The sequence below is a fragment of the Nocardia ninae NBRC 108245 genome (assembly GCF_007990755.1).
Taxonomy (GTDB): Bacteria; Actinomycetota; Actinomycetes; order Mycobacteriales; family Mycobacteriaceae; genus Nocardia; species Nocardia ninae.
The window spans coordinates 1-18,231 of record NZ_BJXA01000121.1 but is presented as its reverse complement, the minus strand read 5'-3'; the positions used below and the strand labels follow the sequence as shown (position 1 = coordinate 18,231).

The window sequence follows — 18,231 nt, the reverse complement described above, 5'->3', positions numbered from 1 at the left end:
CCCCCGCCGCAACAACCCGCCGCCCCCGCTCCTTCGCAACCAGCTACTCCACAACCAGCCACACCGGCACCTCCACCACAACCAGCCGCCCCGCCCGCGCCCAAACCTCAACCAACCACGACGGTCCCAGTAACCCCCGTCTCCAAACAACCAGCCCCGCCTGCGACCACCAAACCGCAGCCGGCCCCACCCGCCACGCCATCCACCAAGCAACCCCCTGCCAGCCAGAAGCCACCCGCTCCAGCTCCCGTGGCGCCGAGCACCACCCTCCGACCGCCCACACCCCAGCCCTGACTCACGCCCTGATCGGCCCGCTACGGGATCCCCGTCAAACCGGCGTAACCCGGGGCCACGTGGCTGCTGACCTACGGTCATCGGCGCCCTGAGCCGCCTTCCCTCGCCTCGGCGCGCCGAGAACGCCGACCCCAAAGGGACACGACGGCACTTTCACTCGCACTCCCGCCACCGTGTCCCCGTCGCTTATACCCGGCTGAACGGGCGATATGCGAGAACGCACGCGCTGAGCGACCGCCTCCACCACTCGCGTCAATCCGGTAATCTATCTTGTCAGATTCCCGGATCCTTGCTACCTTCCAACTATCAGCTATTCAACAGCTACATCTACCCATCACCCAGGTACCCCGCCGACCGCCAGGAGAACCTGGATGCCCACACCACCTCGATACGTGACAATCCTCGAAACCGCCCTGCTCACCCTGATCGCCCTCGGCCTAGCCGTCGCCTACTTGGCACGCCAAGCCCCAGGCGCCATACCGAACCACCCGACCGCCGGCGCAGCCCTAGCCGCCCTAGCCGCATTCACGGCCTTCCACGGCGCCCGCCACGCACGTACGCAACCAAAGTAGCCACGCGCCGGGTTCCAATCGCGTTGCCGGTAGCCGCATTACGCGTCTCCCCCGAGAGTTCCTGTGCCAGTCCGGCCAGAAAGTCGCTGCGCATGACCGTTCCGACGCTCAGCTCCGAGTACGCGAACCTGGATCGTCACCGACGCCTTGACTCTCCGCATCGGCAAGAGATCCGCGCTGAGCGGTGGAAACCCGCTATAAATGTGACGGGGGTGTCGTGGTGGCATGTACCGACCGCATTCGAGGAGTCGATGACCAGTGCCTGACGTTGTGCAAACAATCTCCGACAGCATCGTTTTCGGGGATGTCGTTGTCACGAAAGCCGATGACCGTTGCTCGGCGCGGTTCAGGACAGCGGACTCGCCGATGGTGACCATCGAACGTGTCGGTGCGCGGACGCGCCGAAGCGTGCCGATCGGGACCCGGGATGCAAGCTGTCTCGTGGCGCGGGTGAACGACCGTGCGATGAAGGTGCTTCCGGGGAGCGGGCGCGTGTTCAAGCGCAGCTATCGGGTGGTCGCCGAAATAGATGACCGGGTGATGAGTCTTGGACCGAAATCGATTGACACGTGCAGATTCATCGACGGTCGGCCGGGAGAGATCGAGAAGTCGTTCTGCGAGTTCACCTTACGGTCCGACGGATCGATCGATGTGGAGTGGGAGACGCCGACCGAGATCAAGGTGCTGGGGCATACCGTCGAACCGCCACAGCCGACCGAAGAGGATGCGCTGATCGGGTTTGCGCTCGCGGCGGCATTCGGGACCGGTGCACTGTCGGCGACATCGATTGTGATGGGGTTTGTTTCGGCCGCGCTCCCCGGTTGAGCTCGCGGCTGCCGAGGTGGGCGTGAATGCTGCTGGCGGGGAACGAAACCGGTGGAGGGCGGGTGAGTGGCATGGCAGGGTGCTCGGCATGACTGTCTCCGGCCCCAAAGCGGATCTGCACCGCTATCTGCGTTCCGCCCGCGAAGCCATGTTGTGGAAGCTCGACGGCCTGTCCGAGTATGACGTGCGTCGTCCGATGACTCCCACCGGCACCAACCTGCTCGGCTTGGTGAAACATCTCGCCGGCATCGAGTTCGGCTACTTCGGAGACACTTTCGCCCGTCCCTATCACGAACCCCTGGCCGAATACGACTTCGAGAACGATCCCACGGCCGACATGTGGACCACCGCCGAACAGTCGCGCGAGGACATCATCGAGTTCTACCGTCGAGTCTGGGCGCACGCCGACGCCACGATCGACACCCTCGACCTCACCGCCGAAGGCTCGGTCCCGTGGTGGAACGAGGATCACCGAACCGTCACCCTGCATCAAATCCTGGTGCACGTGACCACCGAAACCCACCGGCACGCAGGGCATGCCGACATCCTCCGCGAATTGATCGATGGCGCCGCAGGCATGCTCAATGGCAACGACAACATGGCCGCCAGGGACTCGACCTGGTGGCAGCAGTATCGAGCCGAGCTGGAGAAAACAGCACAACAAGCCGCCGAGCGCCGCTGACCGATGCCCCGGCGAGCTCGCGAACGCACGCTCATCGACCCGAGTTGCCGGGCTCAGCAGGGTATTCCGCGTAGAAATCGCCGCCGAACAATCTCCAGTAGAAGGCGTTCATCCTCGCGGCGGCAGGCGCGTACCGGGTCAGGATCGGGGCCACAGCCGGCGGCACGTCGTCGGGGATGTATCCAGCGGCGCATTGAAGTACGTACTCGTTGCGGGCGGCCGGGCCGCCGCCGGGCGGAGTCGGGATTCCGCACACATCGGTCACCAGCCAGTTGACCAGACGCATGGCGGCGTAGTCGGCGTCATGGGTGGTGTGGCGTTGGGCGAAGTCGCGCTCGGCGGTCGACAGGTCGAAATGTGGCGAGGTAGCGAGTCCGAAGTCGCTGAGGTAGATCAGCTCCCCGTCGCTGCGCATGTTGCCGAAGTGCCCATCCATGTGCAGCAACTTCCGATCGCCGAGGAACGTCACGATCGTTGAAAGCTGCCGTGCGACTGCCGTGGCCTTTCCGACCGGGTTGTCGCGCAACAAGTCCGGCATGGTGTGCGGGATGTATTCGCAGAACAGCACGAGGCTCCACGATGCAGCGGCCAGCGCCTCGAGCCGCGCGCCCACGGCTGGATGGCCGCCCTGGGTAGCAACCACAGCGTCGATGTCGGCGTGTTCGGCCGCGATCGGCGACCGGCCGGGCAGCACGCGCCAGTGATAGAGCATCGGGAACGATTGTGTCCGGCCGGCCAGCACGCCCTCGGTGACGATGGTGTTCGCGGCCAGCTCACGCCATGCATTGAAGCTCGGTCCGCCGATGCCGTACTGGCAGAACATCGGCAGGTCGAACAGGTTTGCGGTCGAGCCCGAATGAGCGAGCTCTCGATCGGTCAGCGGGATGCGCTTGACGAACAGCTGTACGGCGTCGACCTCGATGACTGCCGAGCCCCCGCCGACTCCCACACTGTTGGACCGGCCCGTGTCCATGAACTCGGCGAGCTCGATGTCACTGCGGGAAGCCAGAAAGGCCGACAGTCTCTGGTGGCGGTCGCTCCTGGCAGCTGTCATCGCCTGATCCTGCCATCGATCGGTCGGTCGACCGCTTGTGTGAGGCGACCGAGTGATCACGATGGGATCCAACCGAACCCGGGGTGCGAATACGCAGTGATGCAAGACAATTCAATTGCGGATCGGCTTCGGGTTCAGGACCGGAACACTCCCTGGCCGTCGAAATTCATGCGTCTGATTCCGAAACCTCCGTTGGGGCATGGGAGGAGGAGATCGGTTGATGAGGGGACGACCAGCGCGGAAATGGTTTTCCCTGCCAGGGGTCCGCTGGTCACTTTGAGTGCGATTTTTATCGTCGAGAGGCTGGAGAGGTCGACGTCGAAGTCGACTGTGCCCGGCTCGGTATTCATCGTGTGGCGGTTGACCCAGGTCATCGTTCCGGAACCGAAGAAACGGGTTTGCGGGCATCCGTTGACATTGATCGGGTCGACGGTGATGATCCACGAGACATATTGGGGGTATTGGCCGTTGGGGGATGTGCAGTTGCGATAGGCACCCATGTAGATGCCGGTGACGGCGTTGTCCACCACTCCGAACTCTGCCTGAGTGCCTGCCTGGCAGATGAGGTCGGGAAGTGGAAGTTGCGGAAGGTCGGCGTGGCTGTGTCCAGGTTCGGCGGCGTTGATTCCGATGCCGAGGGCAACCACGGCGGCAATGGAAGCCATCCGCCGCGCCGTCTGCGCCCTGGCATCGAGAGCCAAGGCTGTACGACCACACCGCAACCGACCCATCGAACGCCTCTTTCGCGATAGTCACCAATGGAGTACAGCCCGCGAGAAACACCGTGAACTCGATCCGGACCGGCAACTAGGGCCGACACAAGGACTCACGTACGACAAACATAAACCTACTTCGTCCGGTTCAACCGCAATCCACACCGGTGGCCGGCAGTTGATCTCACGAACGGTTGGCCGGCAGAGTCAATCGTTCACCCATCGCCATTGAATGGTCGACCACGGCTGCGCTTGCGGAAGCAGTTCATCTACCGCGGCGACGACACCCGGCCAGGCCGACGGAAGGTAGTCGTCGCCGGAAAGCCAGCCGCCAGGCATCACCTTCGGCCGCCAGGCGGTGATGTCTGCCACCACACTGTCGTAGTCGTGCCGGGCATCAATGTGAACCCACGCGAGTGAGGCATCGGCGAACAGGGCGGCGGTGGACTCGGAGTCGCCGACCACGATCAGCACCTGGTCGGCGAATCCGCACGCGATGACGTTGCGATGGAGCAGTCCGGCGAAGGTACCGCCACCGGCGGACACCGCGGTGCCATGCGCGTTGATGCCGCGCACTCCCTCGGGTCCACTGCCGCGGCAAGTGTCGACTCCCACGACGGTGAACGACTTGCCGCTGTCGGCCACAATTTCAGCCAGGGAGCACAAACTGCGACCGAGATAGTTACCGACTTCGACGAAAGTACCGCCCCCGGGAAAATGCGCGACCGCTTCTTCCTGCGCATCTCGCCACGTGAACCAACCGGGTATGTCCTGCCAACGCTGCACGGAGACATCGGTTTCAGGTTTGCCTGGATTCGACAGCATGTCCCGACGTTACGATGCGCCCTGGTTCCGGCGCGGCACTTCGAGCATGCCGACCGTCCGCAGGTGTGGAAGTCCGTCCATACCGAATTGCGTGCACCGACAGGAAATCCAGGTCACGGAGCTGTGGATCTGCTGGAGATCGACCGCGCCGGAATCACACTGCAGCAGCGAAGGAGTCGTATGCCTCCTGGCTGAACAGTACGAACCGCGCCTCCCGCACCTCAGTCTCGGCGGCGCGCACAGTCTCGATCGCGATGCGGGCCCCGTCATCGATCGGCCAGCCGTAGATCCCAGTCGAGATGGCCGGGAACGCTACTGTCCGCGCACCCAACTCGTCTGCCACCCGCAGTGATTCGCGGTAGCAGGAGACCAGCAGCTCCGATCGGTCGTCCTGCGCCGACCACACCGGCCCGACCGTGTGAATCACCCATCGTGCGGGCAGATTCCCGCCGGTCGTCGCGACCGCCTTCCCGGTCGCCAGCCCCTTCCCGTAATGCGACGCCCGCAGATCACGGCACGCGGACAGGATCGCCGGACCACCCTTGCGGTGAATGGCGCCGTCGACACCCCCGCCGCCGAGCAGTGACGAATTGGCTGCGTTCACCACAGCATCCACATCCTGCTCGGTGATGTCACCGCGGACCAGCACAAGTTCGACCATGGCGCCATTGTCGCCAGTCTCAGCGAGGCGACAAAATCAGCACGGATATAGACGCGCAGTCTCGATGCTCGCCGCAGCCGGATCGAGTCGGGCGCTCGGGTTACCCGACGTGCAGGTCCACCGGCCCCGAATCGACCTTCCAATACTTCCTGTTCAGCTGCGCAGTACCGGTGCCCTCCGTGTAAGGCACGAGCACCGGCATACCGTTGGACGGCTTCAGCACAACGGACCAGGTTTCGACCCGATCGGTGCATTGCAGGATCACTCCCGGCGGAGAGCTGGTCAGCTGGATCGTGCCGCTGCCGTTGGTATCCATCTGTGCGGAGACGTCGAGATAGCCGATACCGGCTTCACACCGATAGGTGCCGGTGGCCTGCAAACCGTCGAGCGACGCCGTGAGCACGGGATTCAACGTGATGAACTCGTCCTCGGGACCGGCACTCACCGACGCCGAGCACAGCATCGTCGTCGCGGCTCCCGCGATCGCGACCAGCGCGCACCTCGTACCGAACATCGGCCGACCTCCTGACCATCCAATGCCACGAGAGAATTGACCTCGATCGTAATTCGGCCTGCTCCCGTCCGGACCAATTCCCGCAATTGCCCTTTCCGACCAGGAAGCGACTGCGCGAACCCACCTGCCGGGCGCAGAGGAACCGAGACCACTCACGGCAAACTCCCGTGCCAACGTGACAGGCCCACGTCGGCACGGGAGTCGATCAACTATGGCGATCGGCCCGGATGCTACGTCCAGTACTGGTAACTGCCGCCGCCGTCAGGTTCGCAGCGATCGCTCACGCGGGATCCGTTGTTCTCGCTGAGGCGCCGCTGTTCTTCGCACTGCTCCGCCGTGGGGTACTTGTGCCAGTAGTTAGCCCAGTCCGGCCTGGCTTCGGCCGGGCCCGCGAGCAAAGCCAAGCCGGCTGCGGCGGCAGCAGAGGTGAAGATCATTTTGCGTAGCACAGTGATGCCCTCCCATGTGTTCGTTAACTCCACCCGCAACGCTAGCGCAAACATCCCTATCGCAGACTGCCAAAGTTCTTGTCGTACATGGCAGTCCACTGCCACCGCCACGTCGCGCTTCAGCCAACTCCCCCGATTCACGGATGCATTCGCGAACCTTTGAGCGTTTTGTCGACCACGTTGCGCGGTCCGTACACGGCGATTCCGACGAGGTCGAGGTGATCGGTGCCGACCGCGCGCACGGCAGCGCGATTGTCCCGGTCGTTCCCGGTGGCGAACAGGTCGGAGGTGAACACCGCCGTGCGCAGGCCGCGCGCCAATGCCTTGCTGTGCGCGCCGCGCAGCACCTCCTTGGTGCCCTCGAAGACGAGTACGGGCTGGCGGAACATCGGCAGGTAGAGCGTTGCGTCCGCATCCTCGTACGGTTCCCCGATCACCTCCGGTTGCGCCGTGCCCAGGCCACTGACCAGAAATGCCGTCACGTTGAGCCGCTGCCAGGTCTGTAGGTCCTCGCGCAGCAGTACCCCGATCTTGGTGTCGAATCGCATGTTCTCCATGCCGATGACTCTTCCGCCGTCGGGCCCGCCGAGGCTTGTACGATCCTGGCATGGTTGCCGGCAGCTCGGTCGAGCAGATCAAGGCCTGGCAGCCGCGGGTACCCGGCATCGTCGAGGTCTTTCATGCCCGTTTCGTCGGGCACGTCTACCCGATGCACGCCCACGATTTCTGGACGCTGCTGATTGTCGACGACGGGATGATCCGCTACAACCTCGACCGGCACGAGCACGGCGTCCTCGGCCCGGTGGTCTCGCTGCTTCCGCCGCACGTTCCGCACAACGGCCAGGCCGCCACCGCTCAGGGTTTTCGCAAGCGTGTGCTGTATCTCGACAATCCCCAGCTGTCCGAGGCGATGATCGGTTGTGCCGTAGACACTCCCACCTTCGCCGACCCGCTGCTGCACCGCCGCATCCGCCAGTTGCACGCGACACTCACGCATCCCGGCGACGAGTTGGAGGCGGCCAGCCGCCTCACGCTCGTAAACGACCGTCTCGGCGATCTGCTTCGCGGCACCGATCCGTCGTCTCGACGCCGAGATCCAGGGTTGGCTCACCGGCTGCGGGAACTGCTCGATTCCCGTACCACAGAAGGCCTTTCGCTCACCGAGGCGGCGGCCGTACTGCACGCCGACCCCACCCACCTCATCCGGGCGTTCAGCCGCGAGTTCGGGATGCCACCGCACCAGTACCTGATCTCGCGCCGGGTCGATTGCGCCCGTCCACTGCTGCTGAGCGGCATGCCCGCCCGAGATGTGGCCGCCGCCACCGGTTTTCACGATCAGCCGCACCTGATCCGGCACTTCAAACGCATTCTGGGCACGACGCCAGGACAGTACGCACGCAGCGCAGACAGCTCGACGCTCGACTGAACCAACAGTTGCGCGCTGCGGGCGTCCTCCGAACACCCGCAGCTCACCGCCGGGCACGGCGAGTGAACGAGATCCGCTGCGATCCAGGATATCCCGCTAGGCAGGACGCAGCCGACCAGCGTGCGTCCGGGGCGCGTATCTGCCCTTGGGCTCTACTGCTGAGTCCACTCGAAGATGCTGGAGATGGATCGACTCAGTCACCACAAGGTCGGGCCCCCCTTGTCGCAACCAATTGGTTGCGATAATCTATTGCAACCAGTTGGTTGCCATACTTGGAGGCTCCGTTGCCCGTACCCGATCGCATCGAGCGCGATCTCGAATTACCCCACCCGCCCGAGAAGGTGTGGCATGCCCTGACCACCGCCGAAGGTCTCGGAAGCTGGTTCGGTTCCCGCGCCGAAATCGATGACCTGCGCCCCGGCGGCACAGTGCGGGTGTGGTGGCGCGAGGACGGTCCGTACACACTGCAGATCCAGCTCGTCGATCCGCACAGCAGGTTCGTATTCACCTGGCCGATCGAAGGGCTACCGCCCAGCGATCCACGCCGCACACAGGTGGAATTCACCCTGCAACCGACGCCCACCGGCACCCGGCTCACGGTGGTGGAAACCGGCTTCGCGCAGCTCCCCGCCGACCTGACCGAGGCCTACGAAGGCAACGTCAAGGGCTGGGCGATGGAACTGGCCGAACTCGCCGAGTATCTCGATGCCGCGGCCTGACCATCCCGACGCCGAGCTGATAGCGCAGGCGGTCTTCACCGCGCTGGCCGACCCGACGCGCCGCGGCATCCTCGCCGAACTCGCCGCGCACGGTCCGGCCACGGCAACCGACCTGGCAGACCGGCTGCCGATCTCGCGACAGGCGATCGCCAAACACCTCACCCTGCTGACCGAGGCCGGACTCGTCCACGCCCAACCGGGCGAGCGACGCCGGATCCACTACCACCTGCAAACCCAGCCGATGACCGTGGCTCAGTCCTTTCTCGCCGCACTCGCCCACAGCTGGGACGGACGCCTGAACGCGCTCCGCAACCACCTCGATCAGACCTAGGAGCACCGAACAATGACCCCCACCTTCCGCGGCGGACGCAACATCGCCATGAAACTTCCCAGAGCACAGTTCGACCGGACCGTCGCTTTCTACCGCGACACACTCGGCATGGAAGTCACCGACAACAGCGGCGAAGCCGTCGCCGAGGGCGTCATCCAGAGCGCCGCTATCCAGTTCGGGCCCGTCACACTGTGGCTCGACCGCGTCGACAACTATGCCCGGGCCGACCTCTGGCTGGAACTGTTCACCGACGACGTCGACCGCGCAACCGAGCACCTCGCGGCCCACGGAGTCCCCGTGCAGGACGAGCTGGAACCACTCCCCTCGACCATGAAAGCCCACTGGATCAGCAACCCTGTCGGCATCCCGCATATCGTCCGCCTCCCCGACCACGGTTGAGCGGGGCGCTTCATCCGCTGTGTCACACTTGCTCGCCCTACGTCGTCATCCAGGTAGCAATGACGAGGCAACAAGAGCGAATGAGGACAGCAATCATGGGTATCGAGGAATTGCGCGCCGTAACCCGCGGAAGCGTCGTGCTACCGGAGGATTCGGCGTTCGAGGCGGCGGCCCGGCCGTGGAACGTGGCGGTGGCGCAGTCGGTGGCCGCGGTGGTCGAGGTCGCCGACGCGCAGGACGTCGCGAAAGTGCTGCAATACGCCGGCGTTTCGGGCCGGCGGGTGGTGACCCAACCCACCGGGCACGGCGCGACCGGGGATATCGACGAGTCGATTCTGGTGCGGACCGGCGCCCTGAACCACCTCGAGATCGACGCCGGACAGCGAGTGGCGCGGGTCGGCACCGGCGTGCAGTGGGGTGCGGTGCAGGCCGCGGCCGCCGCGCACGGCCTCACCGGGCTTGCCGGTAGCAATCCCGTGGTCGGCGTCACCGGATACACCCTCGGCGGCGGATTCGGCTGGTTCGCACGCAAATACGGCTGGGCGGCGGACGCCGTGCGCGCGTTGCACATCGTCGACGCCACCGGCCGTCAGCAGCGCGTCACCGCCGATTCGGACCCGGAGCTGTTCTGGGCATTGCGCGGTGGCGGTGGCGATTTCGCGATCGTCACCGAGATCGAGTTCGACCTGTTCCCGCTGCCGCAGCTGTACGGCGGCCGGGTGATGTGGTCGGCCGACCGCACCCGCGAGGCCTTCGACCTGTTCACCGAACTCACCACCGACGCACCCCGGGAACTGTCGGTGTGGTTGCAGCGCTACCAGATTCCCGGCGCCGCACCCACCGTTGCCATCGACTTCGCCTACCTCGGCGATGCCGCAGAGGGCCGGGCACTCACCGCGCGCCTCGACGCGATCGACGGCATACTCGCCGACACCCGAGGCGTCCTGACACCGGCCCAGATCGGCCAGATCACCGCCGAACCCACCGATCCCAGCCCGTCCCTCTCCCGCGGCGAACTGCTCACCGACCTCGGCGACGCGGTGGTCAAGACGCTCATCGATGCCCCGGTAGCGCCCCTGCTCAACATCCAAATCCGTGGTCTCGGTGGCGCATTGGCGGAAACCCGGCCCGACGGCGGCGCGCGCGGCCCCATCACTGAGCCCTACGCGCTCTATATGCTCGGACTCGGACTGCCGCATCTTCTCGACGACATCCGGACCAGGTTCACCGATATCCTCGGCGCGCTCGGCACCCACATCACCGGAGCCAAGCCGTACACCTTCCTGGCCCCCGGCGAGTCGGCCTCAGCGGCGTTCGATCCAGAGACGCTGGCGCGGCTGCGGCAGATCAAGCAGGACCGCGACCCGGCCGGTGTCATCCGAGCCAACTACCCCGTCCACGGCTGAGCACAGGTACTGGCGAAAGACCAACGGCCCGAGAATATCTCGGGCCGTTGGATGGCACGTCCGCGCTAGGAGGACAGCAGGTGTTGCGGGCAGTAGATGAGGACGCTGACTTCGGTGTCGGTCACACCCAGATGTCCCACCCCGATCGAGGGATAGCGGCGATCGATGGCAATGAGCCTTGCTTTGTCACCGGGTACCCGGTGATCCAGAATTCCGCAGATCACACGCGACGAATCCACATCGTCCTGCTTGAAGTCGGGTGACCAATCCTGATGGTCCATCAGGAAGAACTTCAGTTCGTCTTGCGGAGTGAATGCGTTGGCGGCCCCGGCCCCCATCGTGATTCCGACCGCCGCCATTGCGGTGGCGACCACTGTCTTCAGCATGTGTACCTCGAGAGTTGCGACACGAGAGTGTCTGTGACGCACGGATATTGCCGTGGCTCCAGCCCCCGACCGGAGGTCGCTCACGCTACCCGAGGGCAGTGGCGGATCGCCACCGTCGAAGGGCAGGCGCCGTCACGCCCGCCCGGCACCCGGTAACAGCAACAGCGCTACTGAGCGCGGTACACGACGATCCCCGGAACCGACCGCAGATATTCGGCCAGGGGCGAGTCGACCACCTTGTTGTTCGCCGCGAGCGAGGACGCGTTCCGGAAGACCGGACCGTCGGCGGTTTGCACGAAGATCCCGACATGCGTGACGTCCAGCCCCGCCTGGTCGGTGTAGGCGCCGAGGTAGTCGCCGGTGCGCAGACCACCGATGACGTTGTCGTCCACCGCCGCACTGGGCAGGTAGGTCACGGCCCGATCGACCACCGGCAACCCTGGCAGATAGTTCCCGCCGTCGGCCTTGGCGTTGAGGTGCTTGGCGACGGTGACCGCAGCGGTACTCAGCGCACCGGTGACGTCGGTGGCCGCGATCTGCGGCGTGCTCACCCAGTCGCTGAAGAAATGCTTGCGCTGCCGGAAGTCGATGCGCCCCTCGGCATAGCGGGTGTCGACCAGATTCGCGATGAACTGATCCCGGTCGGTGGACCTGCTCAGCGCTTCGACGTAGTCGAGATAGGTGAAGCAGTCCACGCGGCGGAAGTCGATGACGAGTTGCTCGGGCTGGGTCGCCGAGCCGACGAGCATATCGGCGCCGTACGGCGTGCCGAGGAACTGGCGCGACAGCAACTCGACGAGCTCGCCTTTGCTCTGCGCGGCACCCGCGCGCGACGCCAGCAACGCGTCGATCTTTCCCGCGGTGACGTCGTCGATGTGCACCGCGGGCGCACCGACCGCCGCGGGCACCATCGATGCCGTGCCACCCACGAGCACCAGCAGGACGAGCAACACGCGAGCGATGGTCCGCACAAAGCCTCCAACATCCGTCGACACAGCCCCCACGGTAACCCGGCGGTCGCTCTGCCGGGTGCGCCAGCGCATGAGAGTGGACCGTCGCAGCCCCTGCGACGGTCCACCGACGCGATCGTCAGGCCACTATCTGCGCCCGCTTCTTGCTGACGCCCTTGATACCGACCGGCGTCACGGTGCCGGAACCGATGTGCAGATCCACGCACGAGTAGAACGCGCTGGGCGTGTCCGCGACGTTCCAGATGCCGAGTAACTTCTGCGGCCCGGTGAAGGCGCCGAGGTGCACCGTGTGGGTGACGGTTCGCCCGCTCGGCGGCTGGTTCTTGCCGTCGATCACCGCGACCCGCGTATCGCCGATCCAGTACTCGTAATTGTGGGTCCGGTGCAAGGCGGTGAGCGTCCAGGTGAACGTCACCGTGCTGCTGGTGTGGTGCACCTGCCACGGCTTGCTGTCGTCGTCCAGATCCGCCCAGCGCCCGTCACCGCCGCTGCAACTGCGTTGCCCCGGTGGCCCCTGCACATTCTGCGGCTCGTATTTGACGGGGCCACACGGCAACAGACTTTGCGCACACTGCACCTGACGGCTGGCCGGCGCGGAGAGGTAGCCGTACGCGTCAGCCGGTGCCGCGTGCAGGGCGGCCACGATGAACGGTGCGATAGTGGCCGCAGCGACGACAGACAGCATGCGCTGCTGCAGCGCCCGGGTCAGCGAGGCTGCCGTCATTTCCGGTCCCCGCGCCCGAACGGCCACGGCTCGATATCCCGCTCCTCCGGGCCACCCTGCATGTTCTGGTTGTTGAGGCTGCCGGGGTAGAGGTATTCACTGGCGGGCCGCTTCCTTCCGTTGAGCCAAGCATCGAAGAATCCATCCAGCTTCTTGGTGGTGCGGGATTGGATGAACTGACGGAACTCCGGAATCGACGCGTTGCCGTTCTTGTGCTTCTGCGCGAAATCGCGGACGGCGGTGAGGAATACGTCGTCGCCGATGTTGCGGCGCAATGCGTGCAGGAACAGTGGGCCGCGGGAGTACACGGTGGTGAACTCCTTGCCCTTGCCGGGATCGTAGAGCGGTGTCGACCAGATGCCCTGCTGGTCGGCGCTCGCGAGCGCCCGCCGGTAGAGCTGGTCGGCGTTGCGGCCCTGCACCCGCTCCGGGTAGAGGATGTCGGCGGTGTAGCTGGCGAAGCACTCGTTCAAGCAGATGTCGCGCCAGTCCTTGATCGACACCGAATCGCCCCACCACTGATGGGCGTTCTCGTGGATCACTGTGTTCAGGTCCGTCCACGGCGCGTAGATCGGCCGGGTCTGCGTCTCCAGCGAGAACTGCAGATTGGTGTCCACGTAGATGCCGCCGCCGGATTCGAGCGGATACGGGCCGTACAGCTGTTCGGCGAAGGCGATCACGCCGGGCAGCTTCTTTTCCAGCTCCCGCTTCTGCTGAGCGCCACCCGGCGCGAAGAAGCTCTCCAACGGCGTATTCCCGGCCTGCTGCGTCAAGCGCGTGAACTTGTCGATCGCGATGGTGGTCAGATACCCGATGATCGGGTCCTTGGCCTCCCAAGTGACGGTGTGCTTGCCGGTGCCCGCGGGGACATCGGACGCGCGGACCCCGTTCGACGCCACATCCCAACCGGTGGGCACGGTCGCCCGGACGGTGAAGGTCACCTTGTCCAGCGGTGTGTCGTTGAGCGGGTACCACGTTGTCGCCGAATGCGGTTCACCCGCCGCGAAGGCGCCGCCGGACGGCGAGTACGTCCAGCCGTTGCCCTTGGTATCCGGCACGGTCCCCCCGTAGTCGACGACGACGGTGAACGGCTGCCCCAGCGGCAGTGCCGCCGCCGGGGTCACCACGAGCTCGTGCTCGCCGGACTTCTGGAAGCGGGCGGGCTGACCGTTGACGGCGACGGATCCGACTGCGGGACCGGCATAGTCGAGGTTGAACCGGGACAGGTTCTGGGTCGCCTTCGCCGTGATGGTCGCCTTGCCTTTGAGGTTGTGGGTCGGCGGGTTGTAGTCGATGGCGACGTCGTAGTGGGTCGCGTCGTAGCCGCCGTTGCCGTCCTTCGGGTAGTACGGATCGCCGAGACCGTCGGAGCCCGGAGTCGGGTCGGCCGCGCTCGCGGCCGACCCGTTCGGCGTATCCGGCGGCGGAGCGGCCACCGCGGCGACGCCCGCGGTGAGGCTCAATGCGAGGGCCAAGGCCGACACGGCGACCGGACGCGATCTCAGCGCAGCCGGGACCGGCACGTGCGTTTCTCGCCACTGGTGAATTCTCATGGGAGCCAACCTTTTCTAGGCGATCCGGCGGACCTCGGCCATGGCGATGCTCGATCGGATCTGTAATCGACTGCGGGAAATGCCGACTCGGCAATCCGCAGGTATTGCCGGCGCACCGCGACCTACTGGGCGCCCAACCCTCGGAAGGTGACGAGCTGCTGCGCGGCACCGTTCAGCGACGGGGTCTGCCCTCGGGCTTCGACCCGGTTTCGTGCCAGCTGTCCAGCACGCGGCCGGTGTTGTTGGCGTCGATGAACAGGACCCACTGCGCGGACTGATCGCCCTGCGTGCCAGCCCGTTTGAGCGCGACCTTGTACGCGGGCACCGCCACGCTGGGGGCACCGTCCTTGGCGGCCAGCTTCGGGTCGTACCACATGGCGGCCGTCGCGAAGACGGTGAACTTGCCGCGCGGCTGCTTGGTCTCCTGAGCCAGCGCGCGCACCGCGATGTCCGCCACCGTCGCGGGCGGTGTGGTGGCGCCGGTCGGATACTTGCCCTGCGTCTGCTGTGACAGCGCGCCACTCGCCGAGACGAGCGAGCCGTCGGCGGCCAGTGACTGCGCCACCTTCGCGCCGTAGACCGGCACCGCGTCGATTTCCTGCCGCAGCTCGACGGTGGCACCCCGGCCGATCTGGGACGCCTTGTCCACGACCAGGTTGCCGATCGATTCGGCGCCGAAGACCCGTTGCACGCTCGGTGCCTGGGCCTGGGCGATCGCTTGCGCCTCGGACGGCACGCCCGCCGGCTTCGGCAGCGGGTTCTTGAAGATCACCTGCATGGCGATTCCATCGGGATCGGTGAACACGTTCTTCGGGATGGTGGGGAGATCGAAAATGCCTGGGGCCGTTGTCGTCGAGGGGCTGGTGGTCGTCGAGGGGCTGGTGGTCGACGGCGCGATGGTGGTCGACGGGCTGGTGGTCGACGTCGGCGCGGTAGTGGTGGTGGTCGTCGTCGGATCGGTGGTCGTGGACGAATAGGTCGTCGTCGGCTCGATCGTCGTCGTCGGTTCTGTCGTCGTCGTGGTGGGCTCGATCGTCGTGGTCGGGCCGGACGGCGACGGCGGAGTCGTGGGGGCCGACGTCGAAGGAGTGGTCGTCGGCGTGGTTGACGATGGCTGGGCGAAGGCACCGGAGCTGGTTGTGAAAACCGTTGCCGCTAAAACGAACACCGCGGTAGCACTGACGCGAGCCGCCCTTCGATGTGGGTATTTCATATTCAAGTAGAACCACACCGCGGGCGATAGATTCGACTGGGGAGTTACTGGGGAGTTCGTATCACGAGTTGATTAAGTTCCCCGAAAGCACTATTCGGCGCGGTGTACCGCACTTGCGCTCGGACAACGCCACTTTCGGCGCATGTGCGCCGAAATACCGTGTCACCGAGCGCGGTTGATGCCACGCGGACACCACTGCGCGACGGCGTCGTCCGCTGGACCTTCGGCGCCGCGTTCGACCCGGCACGGGTGAGCACCGGCGCCGCATACCGAATAGCGTTCGATGCCGACCGCACCGGCACGGCGAGCGGTATCGCGGCGCCGAAGGATCGCCGGTGCGTGACCTGCGGATAATTGTCGATTCGCAAGTCACGCACCGTATCCCGAGGTAAAATGCACCATCATTTCGCCTGCAGCCGATCGCCGATTCGGGTGGCGAAGTCCTGCCAGTTGGCCGCGTTCTGCCGAGCCATATCGAGCACGAGATTCAGGCAGTGTTCCGGGATCCGATCCGCGAGATCGAGCGACTGCGTCGGCGTGCGCGGACTGGCGTCCAGCCAGCGCAATACCGTCCGACCCGTCTCGGTGAGCCGCAGCGACGGATCGCGGCGCAGGCTCTGCAATACCGAGGAGGGGCAAACCCGCTCCGGCGGTGCCGGATCGGGTGTCATCGGCGCACCCTCGGTGCCGTCGCAGGACTTTTTCCGGCGCTGGTGTTCGACGTCCGGTCGGCGCACTCGGCGCATCCGGCCGTCGCGGCCTAATCGATGCCTCGTCTGGGGAACATCCCCAGACGACTGCCTGCGCACCGCACCGACCGTCTTGTGGTCCAGCCCCGCCACCTCGGCGACCTTGCGGTCCGACCACAGCGGGTACATCCGCATGATGCGCAGGGAGGCGGCCTTGCGATCGAGGATCGACAGCGGCAGGCCGTGCGCGATGTTGGCCTGGACCGCGAGCACGAACGCCTCTTCCTCGGTGCCGTCGAAGAACTGTGCCCGGATGACGTTGGCCCCCTTCAGTTTCGCGGCTTTCAGACGGTGCACACCGTCGATCAGCCGCATGGTTTCTCGGTGGACCAGGATCGGCGGCAGTTCCGCCTCCGTCGCTGCCAGCACCTGGGTATGTGCAGAGTCTTCAGCACGCACACGCAGTGCGCCACTGATGTCTATCGACTCGATAGGAATCTCGATGACTACGTCGGCAACTCCGACTCTCGCATCGTCGTCCACGTTCAACCTGTGTTCACTCACGGCGGTACTCCTGCGTCGAAGCCGAGATCATTCCGTAGCACACTTCGCCCCGCCGCCAGTACCGATCCGAACCGCCACAACAAGCCGGGACGAATCGATGCGGAAGGCACGTCGCTGTGCCGTGTCTGCGGTGACTAACTAGCGCGGACAGCAATATTTCACATTGGCAGAGTTCCAGCAACGATACGGTGTCGAAACGCCCCTGCATTCGCAATCTGCGGATCGCCAGCGTGATTCGCGGCGTTATTTGTGAATGGTGTTAACCTCGTGGCCCGGTTCGCCGACTTCCGGAAACATTTCGGAAACTACCAGTTCCAGCCCGGAACGGGCGTCGGCGTGGATACGCTCGAGAGTTGGACTTCTACATCGGCGAAGAAGCCGACAACGGACATCCTTGTACGCCACCATATATGGTGAAACAGATTTTCTGCACACGATGACCACCCCGGGCGTCGCGGCGACAATAATTCTGAACACGATGACCACTCCGGCCGCCGCGCCGACAACACGGAGAATGCCGAACCATTCGAATCGGGACACAATGAACCGGCGGTATTCCCTATCCCAGGAATAGCCGCTCGACCTACACCTCGTGCCGCGGGCACACCAATGCGGAGTTCGTGTTCAAGGCCCCTCTCGCACACGAAGAACAAGGCGGGTCCCGCCTTCTTCCGAACGATTTCACCCGAGGAACTCATCTGCCCGAACATCCCTCGTGTCCGATCCATCCTATCATCGGACCCCCCTCCCAGCAGCGCGACGGACGAAAATCGCGGGTCTGTCCACTGTACGAGATTCCATATAGCAGTGCATGTTTCGGTGATATAGGGGAGGCGTTCCGCGCGACGGTGGCAGAAGTTCTGTTGCCGACTTCGTGCCGGTTTCCGGGCGTCCGGCCGCGCGGCCCCCAGGCGGCCTCCTTGTGACACCACTGCGCGCTGGCCTGATCGGACACGTCAACGGTGCGGTGGGCCGGTCGCCGGATGGCCTTCCACCGAAGCGCTTTCGCGGGCGGCTACCCCCGATCGCCCCCTGAGACGGCCGCCCCGAGCGATGCGGAATCACCCCTAGCTCCCCGGTGCCACCGGGAAATCACGCTGCAGCGTGATGCCGTGCCGCACCGCCGATTTCTATGGTCAGGACATGCTCAACGTCGAACCGGATTCACTCGCTCCCAACGCATCCGCCCAGCGCCGCATGCGTCCCGCCTTCACTCGACTGCGCGGCGGATTGACCCTGGCCGTGGCCGCGGTCGCCACCG

Annotated in this window: 22 protein-coding genes; 9 read left to right on the top strand and 13 right to left on the bottom strand. The window is 65.2% G+C overall.

Translation table 11 applies throughout. The annotated features are described in order from the left end of the window. Window positions 1-665: 665 nt before the first annotated feature. The 3 genes from NN4_RS42030 to NN4_RS42020 all read left to right on the top strand — a co-directional run bounded on the left by NN4_RS42030 (window position 666) and on the right by NN4_RS42020 (window position 2,373). On the top strand, window positions 666-866 hold the full coding sequence (locus tag NN4_RS42030; protein ID WP_147143354.1) for a hypothetical protein: 201 nt from the start codon (window positions 666-668) through the stop codon (window positions 864-866). Window positions 867-1,124: 258 nt separating this feature from the next. After that, window positions 1,125-1,691 carry a hypothetical protein gene (locus NN4_RS42025; RefSeq protein WP_147143351.1) on the top strand — a complete coding sequence of 189 codons (567 nt, stop codon included), beginning with the start codon at window positions 1,125-1,127 and terminating at the stop codon, window positions 1,689-1,691. 88 nt (window positions 1,692-1,779) lie between these two features. Next, entirely contained in the window at window positions 1,780-2,373 is a 594-nt protein-coding gene (locus NN4_RS42020; protein ID WP_147143348.1) for a DinB family protein, read from the top strand. Window positions 2,374-2,404: 31 nt separating this feature from the next. On the opposite strand, the gene NN4_RS42015 is transcribed toward NN4_RS42020, so the two are convergent. The 7 genes from NN4_RS42015 to NN4_RS41985 all read right to left on the bottom strand — a co-directional run bounded on the left by NN4_RS42015 (window position 2,405) and on the right by NN4_RS41985 (window position 7,146). Continuing rightward, window positions 2,405-3,427 (bottom strand): serine/threonine protein phosphatase, encoded by a 1,023-nt coding sequence (locus NN4_RS42015; RefSeq protein ID WP_147143345.1) that lies wholly within the window; start codon window positions 3,425-3,427, stop codon window positions 2,405-2,407. Window positions 3,428-3,561: 134 nt separating this feature from the next. Next, a complete protein-coding gene (locus tag NN4_RS42010; protein ID WP_147143342.1) occupies window positions 3,562-4,092 on the bottom strand; it encodes a hypothetical protein in 531 nt (176 codons plus the stop codon). A gap of 255 nt (window positions 4,093-4,347) precedes the next feature. Then, window positions 4,348-4,965 (bottom strand): class I SAM-dependent methyltransferase, encoded by a 618-nt coding sequence (locus NN4_RS42005; protein ID WP_147143339.1) that lies wholly within the window; start codon window positions 4,963-4,965, stop codon window positions 4,348-4,350. Between the two features lie 154 nt (window positions 4,966-5,119). Next, window positions 5,120-5,626: an O-acetyl-ADP-ribose deacetylase gene (locus NN4_RS42000; RefSeq protein ID WP_147143336.1), complete on the bottom strand. Its 507-nt coding sequence runs from the start codon at window positions 5,624-5,626 to the stop codon at window positions 5,120-5,122. A 100-nt stretch (window positions 5,627-5,726) separates the two neighbouring features. Further along, window positions 5,727-6,140, bottom strand: a complete 414-nt coding sequence (locus NN4_RS41995; protein WP_147143334.1) for a hypothetical protein — start codon at window positions 6,138-6,140, stop codon at window positions 5,727-5,729. Between the two features lie 230 nt (window positions 6,141-6,370). Then, window positions 6,371-6,577, bottom strand: a complete 207-nt coding sequence (locus NN4_RS41990) for a hypothetical protein (protein WP_147143331.1) — start codon at window positions 6,575-6,577, stop codon at window positions 6,371-6,373. 149 nt (window positions 6,578-6,726) lie between these two features. Beyond that, window positions 6,727-7,146 carry a DUF2000 domain-containing protein gene (locus tag NN4_RS41985; RefSeq protein WP_147143328.1) on the bottom strand — a complete coding sequence of 140 codons (420 nt, stop codon included), beginning with the start codon at window positions 7,144-7,146 and terminating at the stop codon, window positions 6,727-6,729. A 50-nt stretch (window positions 7,147-7,196) separates the two neighbouring features. On the opposite strand from NN4_RS41985, the gene NN4_RS41980 reads away from it, so the two are divergent. The 5 genes from NN4_RS41980 to NN4_RS41960 all read left to right on the top strand — a co-directional run bounded on the left by NN4_RS41980 (window position 7,197) and on the right by NN4_RS41960 (window position 10,870). Next, entirely contained in the window at window positions 7,197-8,015 is an 819-nt protein-coding gene (locus NN4_RS41980) for an AraC family transcriptional regulator (protein WP_147143325.1), read from the top strand. A gap of 284 nt (window positions 8,016-8,299) precedes the next feature. Further along, on the top strand, window positions 8,300-8,734 hold the full coding sequence (locus NN4_RS41975) for an SRPBCC domain-containing protein (protein ID WP_147143322.1): 435 nt from the start codon (window positions 8,300-8,302) through the stop codon (window positions 8,732-8,734). Further along, on the top strand, window positions 8,721-9,065 hold the full coding sequence (locus NN4_RS41970) for an ArsR/SmtB family transcription factor (RefSeq protein ID WP_147143319.1): 345 nt from the start codon (window positions 8,721-8,723) through the stop codon (window positions 9,063-9,065). The genes NN4_RS41975 and NN4_RS41970 overlap by 14 nt, the downstream gene beginning before the upstream one ends. 12 nt (window positions 9,066-9,077) lie before the next feature. Beyond that, complete coding sequence (locus NN4_RS41965; RefSeq protein WP_147143316.1) at window positions 9,078-9,464, top strand: VOC family protein; 387 nt, start codon at window positions 9,078-9,080, stop codon at window positions 9,462-9,464. A gap of 80 nt (window positions 9,465-9,544) precedes the next feature. After that, on the top strand, window positions 9,545-10,870 hold the full coding sequence (locus NN4_RS41960; protein ID WP_246181403.1) for an FAD-binding oxidoreductase: 1,326 nt from the start codon (window positions 9,545-9,547) through the stop codon (window positions 10,868-10,870). Between the two features lie 65 nt (window positions 10,871-10,935). On the opposite strand, the gene NN4_RS41955 is transcribed toward NN4_RS41960, so the two are convergent. From NN4_RS41955 to NN4_RS45540, 5 genes are all read right to left on the bottom strand, one after another. Continuing rightward, window positions 10,936-11,256, bottom strand: coding sequence for a hypothetical protein (locus NN4_RS41955; RefSeq protein WP_147143313.1), 321 nt, complete (start codon window positions 11,254-11,256; stop codon window positions 10,936-10,938). 167 nt (window positions 11,257-11,423) lie between these two features. After that, window positions 11,424-12,167, bottom strand: a complete 744-nt coding sequence (locus NN4_RS41950; protein WP_425574285.1) for a DUF1460 domain-containing protein — start codon at window positions 12,165-12,167, stop codon at window positions 11,424-11,426. 178 nt (window positions 12,168-12,345) lie between these two features. Further along, window positions 12,346-12,951: a lytic polysaccharide monooxygenase auxiliary activity family 9 protein gene (locus tag NN4_RS41945; protein WP_246181401.1), complete on the bottom strand. Its 606-nt coding sequence runs from the start codon at window positions 12,949-12,951 to the stop codon at window positions 12,346-12,348. Continuing rightward, window positions 12,948-14,504 (bottom strand): M1 family metallopeptidase, encoded by a 1,557-nt coding sequence (locus tag NN4_RS41940; protein ID WP_147143306.1) that lies wholly within the window; start codon window positions 14,502-14,504, stop codon window positions 12,948-12,950. Before NN4_RS41940 ends, NN4_RS41945 begins: the two co-directional genes overlap by 4 nt. A 172-nt stretch (window positions 14,505-14,676) precedes the next feature. Beyond that, window positions 14,677-15,309, bottom strand: a complete 633-nt coding sequence (locus NN4_RS45540; protein WP_186818889.1) for a hypothetical protein — start codon at window positions 15,307-15,309, stop codon at window positions 14,677-14,679. Between the two features lie 28 nt (window positions 15,310-15,337). Here NN4_RS45540 and NN4_RS45535 point away from each other — a divergent pair, with 28 nt between their 5' ends. Continuing rightward, the gene (locus NN4_RS45535) at window positions 15,338-15,481 is read left to right on the top strand and encodes a hypothetical protein (RefSeq protein WP_186818888.1); all 144 of its coding nucleotides are present in this window, start codon (window positions 15,338-15,340) and stop codon (window positions 15,479-15,481) included. A 637-nt stretch (window positions 15,482-16,118) separates the two neighbouring features. Here the strand turns inward: NN4_RS45535 and NN4_RS41930 are convergent. Then, window positions 16,119-16,970 (bottom strand): ParB/RepB/Spo0J family partition protein, encoded by an 852-nt coding sequence (locus tag NN4_RS41930; RefSeq protein ID WP_107655598.1) that lies wholly within the window; start codon window positions 16,968-16,970, stop codon window positions 16,119-16,121. Between the last annotated feature and the right edge of the window lie 1,261 nt (window positions 16,971-18,231).